Origin of the sequence: Bradyrhizobium sp. Cp5.3 (genome assembly GCF_000426265.1) — a bacterium.
Lineage (GTDB): Bacteria > Pseudomonadota > Alphaproteobacteria > Rhizobiales > Xanthobacteraceae > Bradyrhizobium > Bradyrhizobium neotropicale.
Window position 1 is genome coordinate 12,605 of record NZ_KE384516.1, and the last position, 11,853, is coordinate 24,457.

The window sequence follows — 11,853 nt, forward strand, 5'->3', positions numbered from 1 at the left end:
CCATGCTTCGAATGCGCTCCTTTCTGCCTCCCCTCCTCTTCACGCTCGCCTATGCCGGCATCTCGCTCGGCGTCACCAACTCCTATTACCAGCTCATCCTGACGCTGGTGCCGGTGTGGGCGGTGTTCGGCCTGTCCTGGAACCTGCTCAGCGGCTACACCGGGCTGATCTCGTTCGGCCATGCCGCCTTCTTCGGGATAGGCGCCTATGCGACCGCGCTCGGGCAGATCTATTTCAACATCTCGCCCTGGCTGCTGATCCCGCTCGCCGCCGTGCTCGGCGGCATTGCCGGGCTTCTGATCGGATTTCCGACCTTTCGCCTGCAAGGCCATTACTTCGCCCTCGCGATGCTCGCCTACCCGCTCGCCATTCTCTACGTGTTCGAGTGGCTCGGGTTCCAAGAGGTGACGCTCCCGATCAAGCGCGACGCGCCGATCGCCTACATGCAATTCGCCGATCCCCACATCTACACGCTGCTGGGGCTCGCCATCATGCTGGCGACCATCGTGCTGACGCAGGTTATCGAACGCTCGCGCTTCGGCATGGCGCTGCTCGCGATCAAGCAGAACGAGGCCGCGGCTGAAGCGGCGGGGATCAACACGCTGGCCTGGAAGCTGCGCGCGATCACGCTAAGCGGGGCAATCGCCGCCGCCATCGGCGGGTTCTACGCGCAGGTGCTGCTGGTCGTGACGCCGCAATCGGTGTTCGGCATGCTGGTGTCGGCGCAGGCACTGACGGTCGCGATGTTCGGCGGTGTCGGCTCGGTCTGGGGCCCGGTCATCGGCTCGGCGATCCTGATCCCGCTCGCCGAGATCCTGCACGCCGAAGCCGGAGCACGCATTCCCGGCATCCAGGGCGTCATCTTCGGGCTCGCCATCGTGTGCGTGATCCTGCTGGCACCGGAAGGCCTGTTCTGGAAGCTGCGCGATCTGCTGCGCAAGCGCAATGCTTCCAAACCGGCCGCTAGCGAAACTACGGACGCAGCCGCCGTCAACGTCACAACACTGAAGCCCGCCGCGCGGCAGCGCGCCGCGACCGGCGAAGTCGTGCTCGAGGTCCGCAACCTGTCGCGTTCCTTCGGCGGGCTCAAGGCGGTGCAGGACGTCAGCTTCAAGCTGCACAAGAACGAGATCCTCGGCATCATCGGACCCAACGGCGCCGGCAAGACGACGCTGTTCAACCTGCTCAATGGATTCCTGAAGCCGAGCCAGGGCGAGGTACTGATCAACGGCCGCAACATGTCCGGCCAGCGGCCGCACACGATCTGCGAGGCCGGCATTGGCCGCACCTTCCAGGTGATGCGGCCGTTCCTGCGCATGTCGATCCTCGACAACGTCGTGGTCGGAGCCTATGTCCGCGCGCGCTCTGACGATGAGGCGCGCAAGCTGGCGGCCGATGCCGTCGCCCGCGTCGGACTCTCGGCCGTGGCCGATCGCGTCGCCGGCGAGCTTTCGACCAAGGAGCTGCGGCTGATGGAGCTGGCCCGTGCGATTGCCGGACAGCCGCGCATTCTGCTGCTCGACGAGACGCTTGCAGGTCTCGGCCACGGTGAGGCGGACGAGGTCGTCGCCGTGATCCAGCAGCTTGCGCGCGACGGCATGACCATCGCGATCATTGAGCACACCATGCAGGCGATGGTGCGGCTGGTCGACAGCTTCCTCGTGCTCGACCACGGCGCCGTCATCACCGAGGGCCTCCCGGAGGTGGTGACGCGCGACAGCCGCGTGATCGAGGCCTATCTCGGCAAGAAATGGGTGGGCCATGCTGCGAATTGAGGGATTGAGTGCGGGCTATTCCGCAAAGCCCGTCCTGAACGACGTCTCGATCAATGTCGGCGCAGGCCAGTTCGTCGCGATCGTCGGGCCGAACGGCGCCGGCAAGACCACGCTGTTCAAGGCGATCTCCGGCATCGTGAAACCGAGCGGCGGAAGAATCACCTTCGACGGCGTCGACCTCCTTGCGGTGCCACCGCCGCAGCGCGCGCATTTCGGCATCGCGCATGTCCCCGAGGGACGCCAAGTGTTTCCGTCACTGACAGTGATGGAGAACCTCGAAATGGGCGCGATGACCGAAAGCGGCCGACGCGACTGGAAAGCCAATATCGAGAGCATCTTCGAATGGCTGCCGGTGTTGAAGGAACGCCGCAATCAGTTTGCCGGCACGATGTCCGGCGGCCAGCAGCAGATGCTCGCGATCGGCCGCGGCCTCGCCTCCTCGCCGAAGCTGCTGATGCTGGACGAACCCTCGATGGGGCTCGCCCCCTCGACCGCGGACTTCATCTTCGAGCGCCTGATCGAGATCCGGCGCCAGTCCGGGCTGACCATGCTGCTGGTCGAACAGCGCGTCGCGGAAGCGCTGGAATCCGCCGACCACGGCTACGTCCTCGAAGCGGGACACGTCGTGCTCGAAGGCAACAACGACACGCTGCGCGCCGACGACCGCGTGCGCAAGGCCTATCTCGGCATGTGACCAACAAAAACAAAGACAAGGGAGAAAACAAATGAACAGGACATCAAAGGGCGAGCAAGCGAACGGATTGACGCGCCGGACCGTGCTGTCCGGCGCCGCCGCCGTCGGCCTCGCCGGCGTGGCACGCGCGCAGACACCGGCCGAGGTCAAGGTCGGGCTGATCGTGCCGCTGTCGGGCATCTACACTCGCCCCGGCCAGGTCATGAAGATGGGCGCCGAGATGGGCATCGACCACATCAACGCGCAGGGCGGCATCAAGGCGCTCGGCGGCGCCAAGCTGAAGCTCGTCGTGATCGATTGCGGCGACACCACCGAGAAGGCCAAGAACGCGGCGCAGCGCATGGTTGCGCAGGAGCCCGATCTCGTCGCCGCTACCGGTGCCTATCTCTCCTCCTTCACCCTCGCCGTCACCGAGGTGACCGAGCGCGCGGAACTGCCGGTGCTGACGCTGTCATATTCGGACCTGCTGACCGACCGCGGCTTCAAATACATCTTCCAGACCGCCGCGACCGCGAGTCGTCAATCCGAGCTCGGCCTGCCGACGCTGATGAAGCTCGCCGAGAATGCATCCGGCAAGAAGCCGAAGACCGTGGCGATGCTGATGGACAATACCGCAACGTCGGTCGCCACAGCCAAGGCGCTCAAGGAAAAGCTGTTCGTGCAGGAAGGTCTCCAGCTTGTCGTCGAGGAAGTCTGGACCCCGCCGCTGTCGGATGCGACGCCGCTGATCCAGAAGGTTCGCTCGGCAAAACCCGACCTCCTACTGTTCATGCCGAATGCGGTGTCCGACGCCAAGCTCGGCCTGGAGAAAATCAGCGAGTTCGGCCTCGGCCAGGGCAAGATCCCGACCGTGTCCTTCAGCATCACCATCGCCGAGCCCGACATGCTGCAGAGCGTGAGCCCCGAGATCGTACAGGGCATCATGACCATCGTCGCCAGTTGGGGTGCGAAGGGTCACGAAGCCCTGATCGCCGAGCTCAAGGCCAGGTACAAGGAGCCCTGGGCGACCCAGAACGTCATCTCGACCTATGGCGACATGTGGGTGATGAAGGAAGCGCTGGAGAAGGCCGGCAAGGCCGACCGCAATGCGGTCGCGCAGGCCTTGCGGACGCTGGATGCCGGAGATTCGAAATATTATCCGGGCGGTCAGCTCAAATTCGACGAGAAGGGCCGCCGCGTCGGTGCCGGCGTCGTCATCGTGCAGTGGCAATCGGGCGTGCCAGTCACCGTTTATCCGCCCGAGCTCGCGCAGGCTCAGCCGTTCTGGCCGAAGAAATCCTAAGCATCGCGCGATTTTTCAGGGGAGGAGAATTGTCATGACCGGAAAGACCAAGATCACGATCTCGCGGCGAGCGCTGCTGGCCGGTGCGTCCGGTACGCTGATCGCATCCCACGCCTGGGCGCAGCAACCTGCCGAAGTCAAAGTCGGCCTGCTGGTACCGATCTCCGGGCTCTACGCTCGCCCGGGCACGGTGATGCGCGAGGGCGCCGAGATGGCGGTCGATCACATCAACGCGCAAGGCGGCATCAAGGCGCTCGGCGGTGCCAAGCTGAAACTCGTCGTGCTCGATTCCGGCGACACCACGGAGAAAGCCAAGAACGCGGCACAGCGCATGGTGGCACAGGAGACCGATCTGGTCGCGGCCAGTGGCGCATACCTGTCCTCGTTTACGCTCGCCGTGACCGAGGTCACCGAGCGCGCCAATTTACCCGTCCTCACCCTCTCCTATTCCGACCTGATCACGGACCGTGGTTTCAAATACGTGTTCCAGACCGCGGCCACCGCAGGCTCGCAGGCGCGGCAAGCATTGCCCCAGATCATCAAGCTGGCGGAGACGGCCTCTGGCAAGCGGCCGAAGACGGTAGCGATCCTCACCGACAACACTGGGGCCTCGATCGCCTCCGCAAAGGCGATGCGCGAAGGCCTGCTGGCGGAGAACCAGTTGCAGTTGATCGTCGACGAGACTTTCACCCCGCCGCTGGCGGATGCGACGTCGCTCGTGCAGAAGGTCCGCGCGGCAAAACCCGATCTATTGTTCTTCCTGCCGACGGTGATCTCGGACGCAAAACTGCTGCTTGAGAAGATGAACGAATTCGGCCTCGGCCAGGGCAAGGTGCCGACGATCTCGTTCGGCATCGCGATCGCCGAGCCGGACATGCTGCAGACCGTGAGCCCGGAACTGCTTCAGGGCGTGCTGACCTGCGTTGCCAGCTGGGGCGCCAAAGGCCACGAGGCACTGATCGCCGAATTGAAGACCCGCTACAAGGAGCCTTGGATGACGCAGAACGCGATCTCCACCTATGGCGACATGTGGGTGATCAAGGACGCGCTGGAGAAGGCCGGCAAGGCCGACCGTGTCGCCGTCGGCGAGGCGCTGCGCACGATGGATGCCGGTCCGTCGAAATACTATCCGCTGGGCGAGATCAAGTTCGACGAGAAGGGCCGCCGCGTCGGCGCCGGCATGACCATCGTGCAGTGGCAGGCCGGCGTGCCGGTGACGGTGTTCCCGCCTGAGCTCGCGCTGGCGCAGCCGTTCTGGCCGAAAAACTGACGACGCCTGGAACAAGAAAACGGAGAACAACATGGACAAGGCGACTTACGACCGCGGTCTCGAAATCCGCAAGAGCGTGCTCGGCAACGAATTCGTGGACAAGGCGATCGCATCCGCGGACGACTTCAATCGTCCGATGCAGGACCTCACGACGGAGTATTGCTGGGGTTACGTCTGGGGCCGCGAAGGCCTGACGCGCAAGACCCGCAGCTTCCTTAACCTCGCAATGCTCTGTGCGCTCAATCGCCCGCACGAGCTGAAGACCCATGTTCGCGGCGCGCTCGCCAACGGCGCAACGCGCGAGGAAATCCGCGAGGTATTCATGCAGGTCGCGATCTATTGCGGCGTACCCGCCGGCGTCGACGCATTCCGGAACGCGAAGGAAGTCTTCGCCGAACTCGACAAGAAATAAGGAGACGCGTCTGCGATGAAGGGCAAATGGGCACTCGTGACCGGCGCGACGGCGGGCCTTGGCCTTGCCGTGGCGGGAGGCCTGGCCGGCGCGGGCGCCAATATTGTCCTTCACGATCTCATCGCGCCGAAGCAGGCCGCGGACGACCTTCGCGCCCGCTTCGGTGTAAACGTCATCGCGGCAGGCGTCGATCTCACCCAGCGCGGGGCGATCGAGGCCATGATGGCGGACTTGCTCGACCGCTGCGGCGCCATCGACATCCTCGTCAACAACGCCGTTGTCAGGCATTTCTCGGCGATCGAACAGTTTCCGCCCGGTCGCTGGGAGCAGGCGCTGGCCGTCAACCTTTCGGCGCCGTTCCACCTCATCCGCCTGGCGCTGCCGGCCATGAGGCAGCGCGGCTGGGGCCGGATCATCAATATGGGCTCGATCTATTCGACGCGCGCCGTCGAGGACCGGATCGACTACGTCACCACCAAGACCGCGATCCTGGGCGTGACACGCGCCGTCGCCATCGAGACGGCTCGCAGCGGCATCACTTGCAACACGCTCTGCCCCGGCACGCTGCCGACGCCCGCCATCCTGAACAAGATCGCTACGATGGCGGCGGACAGCCGACGCTCCGTCGAGCACGTGACCGGCCAATATCTCGGCGAGCGTCAGCCCACACAGCGCTTCATCGCCATGGACGCCGTCGCAGCCATGGTCGTCTTTCTCTGCGGCCCGGCCGCGAACGATATCACCGGAGCCAGCCTGCCGATCGACGGCGGCTGGTCGGTCGCTTGAGAACACTCGAATGGGAGCATTGCGATGACTGAACAATCGGGCCAGACCGTCGTGCTGACGGGCGCCGCCGGCGGAATGGGACGCGCCATCACCAAGGCTCTGCTGGAAAGCGGGCGCCGCGTCGTGCTGGTCGACCGCGACGCCAAGGCACTCCAGGAACTCGCGGCGACGGCCGGCATCGCGGTGTTTCCGATCCAGCTCGACGTCAGCGATGCGCAGGCCGTGGATCGCCTGCCGGACGCTATTCCTGCGCATTTCAAGCCGGTCGACGTGCTCGTCAACAACGCCGGGCACGATATCGGCGGGCGAACGCGCTTTGACGCCGGCTCCGCCGACGACTGGTCCAATATCATCCAGACCAATCTGATCGGCTTGATGCGGGTGACGCGCGCGATCCTCCCCGAGATGATTCGGCGCAACGCCGGCCATGTGGTCAACATCAGCTCGATCAACGCGGTCCGGATCGTGCCGGACATGGCCGCCTACAGCACCAGCAAGGCTGGGGTGCACATGTTCACCGAGACCCTCCGGGGCGAGTTGGCGGAAACGGCAATCCGGGTGACCGAACTTCAACCCGGTCTGACCAGGACCAACATCATCCTGACTCGCTACCGCGGCGATAAGCAGAGGGAAAAGGACTATTTCGACCAATTCAGGATGGCGCTCGAACCGGCCGATATTGCCCGTTCCATCGTCTTCGCCCTCGACCAGCCCGCCCACGTTCAAATTGCCGAAATGATGATTCTGCCTGTAAACCGGTACTGAATCACCCACCCAGAGCCCGGACATGGAAAGACGTAGCGAATTGCAGTCGACACTCCGCATCGAGGACGTCCCGACCGTCCGGGCGATGGTCGCGCAAAAGCTGCGCGAAGCAATCATGTCCGGAACACTCAAGCCGGGCCAACGCCTGGTCGAGCGCGAGCTCTGCGAGATGATGGGCGTCAGCCGCCCCTCGATCCGTGAGGCGCTGCGTGTCCTCGAGGCCGATGGGCTGGTCAATACGGTCCCCCATCGCGGTCCAGTGGTCTCTACGATCAGCCTCGAGGAGGCCCGGCAACTCTACGCAGCGCGCGCGGTTCTCGAAGGATTCGCCGGCCGCGAATGCGCTAGGCTTCACGACCCGGAGGTCGCACGCCGGATCGGGAAAGCCTTGACACGGCTGAAGGCGGCCGCGGCCAAGCAAGATCTCGTCGGATGCCTCGAAGCCAAGACCGACTTCTACGCCGCGCTAATCGGCGGCTGCCGCAATGCGTTCATCGAGCGCATGCTCAAGCCGCTCCACGACCGGATCCAGCTGTTGCGGATCACGTCGATGTCGCAGCCGAAGCGGATCAACAAGAGCCTGCGCGAGGTCACAGCGATCTGGCGTGCGATCCAGAGCGGCGATGCGGACCTCGCCGAACGCTGCTGCGTCGACCACATCAACGCGGCTGCCGTGGCCGCGCTCGACATGATTGAAAAATCGTCGGCGGCCAAGGAGGCGGCGCCTTCCGACGACTAAAAATGCCGCCAGGGAGTGTTCGATGACGTATCTCGTACGATCGCTGATCCTGCTTTTCCTGCTATATTCCTGCGGCACCGCGATCGCGGACGACTACCCCAATCGCCCGGTCACGATGATTGTGCCCTTCTCCGCCGGCGGTCCCGGCGACGTCATCGCTCGTATCCTCGGCAATGCGATGAGTGCGACGCTGAAGCAGTCCATCGTCATCGAGAACGTCGTCGGCGCCGGCGGCACGCTCGGCACTAACCGCGTCGCCAAGGCGCCCCCCGATGGCTACACGCTGCTGCTGATGCATGTCGGCCAGGCCACTGCGCCCGCGCTCTATGCGAAGTTGCCGTTCGATCCCGTCGGCGACTTCGCCATGATCGGGCTCGTCACCGACGTGCCCATGATCCTGGTGGCGCGGCCGAACTTCCCGGCCAAGGATTTGAGCGAGATGATCACGCGCATCCGCAGTGAGGGCGACAAGATGACCTTCGGCAACGTCGGTCTCGGCTCGGCTTCGCAGCTCTGCGGCCTGATGTTCATGAGCACCACTGATACGAAACTCACGCCGATCTACTACAAGGGCGGCGGACCGGCGCTGAACGACGTCATCGCCGGCCACATCGACGTCTATTGCGATCCCGCAACCGGACCGACGCCCTATATCCAGTCGAACACGATCAAAGGCTACGCGATCACCAGCAAGCAACGTGTCGCAACACTGCCTGACGTGCCGACCTCGGCCGAAGCCGGCGTTCCTGACTTCAATGTCACGACTTGGTACGGCCTCTACGCGCCGCGGGGCACGCCGAAGCCTGTGGTCGACCATCTTGTGGGCGCGTTGCAGACCGCATTGAAGGATCCCGCGCTGATCAGCCGCTTTGGCGAGCTCAGCATGACTCCGGTCGAGCCCGAACGCGCAACGCCGGATGCCCTCGAAGCTTTCTTGAAGTCTGAGATTGGGAAATGGGGACGGATTATCAAAGCGGCCGGAATCGCACCGCAATAGACGTCAGCGTCAAGGAGGCGATTGGTCCGCAACCTGCTTTGAATAATTTGGTCTTGATCTCTCGCCCCAATCCATCAGACACCCCAGCGCAACGCGGCGGTATGCACCGGGGCGTCCCACAATTCCTTTGCCTGGTTGTCGAGCACGGAGACGGTGATCGAGGCACCGGCCATGTCGAGGGACGTCACATGAGAACCGGTCAGGAAACGTGTCGCCGTGATCCCTGCCCCCTCCAGAATCCTCTTGGCGCTGTTGACCATCAGATAGAGCTCGATCAGGGGCGTTGCGCCGAAGCCGTTGACCAGAAGGAGGACTTCGCTACCCCTGCCCGGCGTGAGATCACCCAGGATCGCATTGAGCATCTCGGCAGCAATCGCATCGGCAGATGCCAACGGCACCCTGCGGCGCCCCGGCTCGCCATGAATGCCGACCCCCATTTCCATTTCGTTGTCAGCCAGAGTGAAGTTCGGCCGACCCGCCGCCGGAACGGTGCACGGCAGCAGCGCCACGCCCATCGAGCGGGTGCGCCGATTGACATCATCGCCGAGCACCTTGAGCGCGGCGAGCGGCATGCCCTTCTCGGCCGCGGCGCCGACCATCTTTTCCACGATTAGCGTCCCCGCGACACCGCGACGGCCGGTCGTGTAGGTCGATTTCTCGACCGCGACGTCATCATTGGTCACCACGCTTGCGACTTCGCGCCCGGCCATCTCGGCGGCCATGGTGAAATTCATCACATCGCCTTCGTAATTCTTGACGATGAAGAGCACGCCTGCCCCGGTGTCGACCGCCTCCGCCGCCTCGACCATCTGATCCGGCGTCGGTGACGTGAAGACCTGGCCCGGACATGCGGCATCGAGCATGCCTACGCCGACGAAGCCCGCATGGAGCGGTTCATGTCCCGAGCCTCCGCCCGAGATGAGCGCGACCTTGCCCGGCTTCAGGGTGCGGCGGCGTACGAACTTCCGCTCGGCGCCGAGAAGCAGGATATCGGCATGCGCAGCCGCCAACCCGTCGAGACTCTCTTCGAGCACCGTATCGGCGCTGTTGATCAGCTTTTTCATGGCGTTCTCCCGGTTATCCGTTTTTGCAGTCCGAATTCGTCAGCCGATGCTTTCGGTGTAGCGCGCGAGCTGAGCGGCAAAGTCGATGATGAGCTGCTCGAGTGCACGATTCTTCTTGTCGTCACCGAGATCGGGCACCGTCACGATAACTGTGCGCGTGCGCGCCTCTCGGTGAGGTGCGCGCAGCCGTCCGGGGTGTGCGCGTCCATAGGCTTCGAGAAAAGCCGCGCGCTCGGCTCCGGAGAGATGGCAAACTTCGAAGATGATCGCGACATGCTTCGCCGGGATCGGCACCAGATAGGCCGGATTGGTGATCTGGCTGACAAAGGAGCGGTTCTTGCCGAGCGCGGCCGCGAGCTTCAGCCGCGTCCCGGATGGCCGGTTGTCGAGGGCCCGCCGCAGGATGAGCTTGTATTCCGCGACATTGCTGTCGCCCGGCCGGCTTGTGTCTTCGCCTGCATCGTCGCTCATGCAGTCACCCCGGCGATGGCCGCTTTGAGCCGGGCCACCGCAATCGGCGAAACCGAAAGGGTCGTCAGGCCCGTCGCCAGCAGTGCATTCGTCAAGCGCATATCGGCTGCGGCATCGCCGCAGAGCGAGACCTCGACGCCGCGCCTGCGCCCGGCCTCGACGGTCCGTGTGATCAGCGCCAGCACCGCCGGATGTCCGGCATCGTTGAGGTCGGCGACAGCGCCGATGTCGCGCGCCGCAGCCATCGTGTATTGGGTCAGGTCGTTCGACCCGATGGAATAGAACGCCGCGCCAAAATCCTCCGCGCAGAGCGCTGCCGCGGGGACCTCGACCATGATGCCGAGCGGCGGCCGGGCGCAGGCGATGCCCTCTGCCTTGAGCGCCGCAAACTCCGCATCCAGCATGGCGCTGGCACGATCGAGTTCCGCGGGAACCGCGATCATCGGCAGCATCACCTTCAGCGTCCCATGGACGGCCGCACGGCACAGCGCCCGCAACTGCACGCGAAACACCTCCGGCCGCGCCAGCGAGAGACGAATCCCGCGCAAGCCCAAGAATGGATTGCGCTCGCCATCGATCGTCAAGCCGGAGATCGGCTTGTCGCCGCCCGCATCAAGGGTGCGGATCGTCACCGGCCGCCCCGCGGCCCAGTCGAGAATGCGCCGGTAGACGGCATACTGCGCATCCTCGCCCGGCAGCCCTCTTGACCCTTCGAACAGAAACTCCGTCCGCACGAGGCCGATGCCGTCGCAGATTGCGGGATCGAGACCCGCGAGGTCTTCGGGCGCAGCGACATTGAGAAGGACAGCGATGCGTCGGCCATCGGCCGTCACCGCCGGTTTGAGGCGGCCGGCATCGGCAGCGATTCGTGCGGCGTTCGCAGCCGCCACGCGGTGCTCGAACAGGCGGCGTGTTTCAGGGTTGGGATCAAAGATCACGGTGCCGGCGTCACCGTCGACCAGCGCCAATGACGGCGGCTGTCCGTTCGATGGCAGTGGACCCAATCCGACCACCATAGGAGCGCCGCGTGCCCGCGCGAGCATCGCAACATGCGACGAAGGCGATCCCGCGGCCAGCGCGATGGCGCCGCCGCGGGTCCAGTCGACGGCCAGGAACGCCGAGGGCGAAATGTCATCACCCATGACGACGGAATCGCCGGAGATTTTCGCGATCGCATCCGCGCCGTTCAGGCCGGCGAGCACGCGGTCGCGAATGTCGACCAGATCCGCGGCGCGAGCCCGAAAATATTCCTCATCCGCAGCGCGATAGCCGGCAATCTCCGCGTCGAGTGCCGCGCGCCAGGCATCGTCGGCGGCCGTGCCGGCCGCAACAGCTTCGTACGCCCCCTCCGCAAGCGCATCGTCGCCCAGCATCGCGACTTGAAACTCCAGAATTTCCGCGGCTTCGCTATGAACCGTCGCGATCAGTTCGGCGAGTTCCACTGCTGCCCCCTCGATCGCCGCCTTCAGTGCTGCGGCCTCCTGAACCGGATCGCCCTTCGCCGCTCGGCTCGCCACGACACTCGTCAACACGGCGACCGGGCCGATGGCGAGGCCTGGCGAGGCAGGATGGCCGGTGAGTTGGATCTCGCCCACGAT

The 11,853-nt window shown here is 64.6% G+C and carries 12 protein-coding genes; 9 read left to right on the top strand and 3 right to left on the bottom strand.

The features are described from left to right. The first annotated feature begins 2 nt into the window (after nucleotides 1-2). Genes K289_RS0142950 through K289_RS0142990 form a run of 9 tightly spaced genes read left to right on the top strand, consistent with a single transcriptional unit; the run spans nucleotide 3 to nucleotide 8,720 of the window. A complete protein-coding gene (locus K289_RS0142950; RefSeq protein WP_027556928.1) occupies nucleotides 3-1,775 on the top strand; it encodes an ATP-binding cassette domain-containing protein in 1,773 nt (590 codons plus the stop codon). Continuing rightward, entirely contained in the window at nucleotides 1,762-2,469 is a 708-nt protein-coding gene (locus K289_RS0142955) for an ABC transporter ATP-binding protein (protein ID WP_027556929.1), read from the top strand. The genes K289_RS0142950 and K289_RS0142955 overlap by 14 nt, the downstream gene beginning before the upstream one ends. Nucleotides 2,470-2,500: 31 nt before the next feature. After that, nucleotides 2,501-3,751: an ABC transporter substrate-binding protein gene (locus tag K289_RS0142960; protein ID WP_027556930.1), complete on the top strand. Its 1,251-nt coding sequence runs from the start codon at nucleotides 2,501-2,503 to the stop codon at nucleotides 3,749-3,751. A 34-nt stretch (nucleotides 3,752-3,785) separates the two neighbouring features. Further along, complete coding sequence (locus K289_RS0142965) at nucleotides 3,786-5,021, top strand: ABC transporter substrate-binding protein (protein WP_027556931.1); 1,236 nt, start codon at nucleotides 3,786-3,788, stop codon at nucleotides 5,019-5,021. Nucleotides 5,022-5,052: 31 nt separating this feature from the next. Then, nucleotides 5,053-5,433 (top strand): carboxymuconolactone decarboxylase family protein, encoded by a 381-nt coding sequence (locus K289_RS0142970; protein ID WP_008557226.1) that lies wholly within the window; start codon nucleotides 5,053-5,055, stop codon nucleotides 5,431-5,433. Between the two features lie 15 nt (nucleotides 5,434-5,448). After that, nucleotides 5,449-6,219 (top strand): SDR family oxidoreductase, encoded by a 771-nt coding sequence (locus K289_RS0142975; protein WP_027556932.1) that lies wholly within the window; start codon nucleotides 5,449-5,451, stop codon nucleotides 6,217-6,219. 51 nt (nucleotides 6,220-6,270) lie between these two features. Continuing rightward, nucleotides 6,271-6,984 (top strand): SDR family oxidoreductase, encoded by a 714-nt coding sequence (locus K289_RS0142980; RefSeq protein WP_245284172.1) that lies wholly within the window; start codon nucleotides 6,271-6,273, stop codon nucleotides 6,982-6,984. A gap of 22 nt (nucleotides 6,985-7,006) precedes the next feature. Next, nucleotides 7,007-7,723, top strand: a complete 717-nt coding sequence (locus tag K289_RS0142985; RefSeq protein ID WP_051311390.1) for a GntR family transcriptional regulator — start codon at nucleotides 7,007-7,009, stop codon at nucleotides 7,721-7,723. 22 nt (nucleotides 7,724-7,745) lie between these two features. Further along, nucleotides 7,746-8,720 (top strand): tripartite tricarboxylate transporter substrate-binding protein, encoded by a 975-nt coding sequence (locus tag K289_RS0142990; RefSeq protein WP_027556935.1) that lies wholly within the window; start codon nucleotides 7,746-7,748, stop codon nucleotides 8,718-8,720. 74 nt (nucleotides 8,721-8,794) lie between these two features. Here K289_RS0142990 and dhaK read toward each other — a convergent pair whose 3' ends face one another. The 3 genes from dhaK to ptsP are packed head-to-tail and all read right to left on the bottom strand — an operon-like array spanning nucleotide 8,795 to nucleotide 11,850. Further along, on the bottom strand, nucleotides 8,795-9,784 hold the full coding sequence (gene dhaK, locus K289_RS0142995; protein WP_027556936.1) for a dihydroxyacetone kinase subunit DhaK: 990 nt from the start codon (nucleotides 9,782-9,784) through the stop codon (nucleotides 8,795-8,797). 39 nt (nucleotides 9,785-9,823) lie between these two features. Continuing rightward, nucleotides 9,824-10,255 (bottom strand): hypothetical protein, encoded by a 432-nt coding sequence (locus K289_RS0143000; protein ID WP_027556937.1) that lies wholly within the window; start codon nucleotides 10,253-10,255, stop codon nucleotides 9,824-9,826. Beyond that, nucleotides 10,252-11,850, bottom strand: a complete 1,599-nt coding sequence (gene ptsP / locus K289_RS0143005) for a phosphoenolpyruvate--protein phosphotransferase (RefSeq protein ID WP_027556938.1) — start codon at nucleotides 11,848-11,850, stop codon at nucleotides 10,252-10,254. The genes K289_RS0143000 and ptsP overlap by 4 nt, the downstream gene beginning before the upstream one ends. Nucleotides 11,851-11,853: the final 3 nt, after the last annotated feature.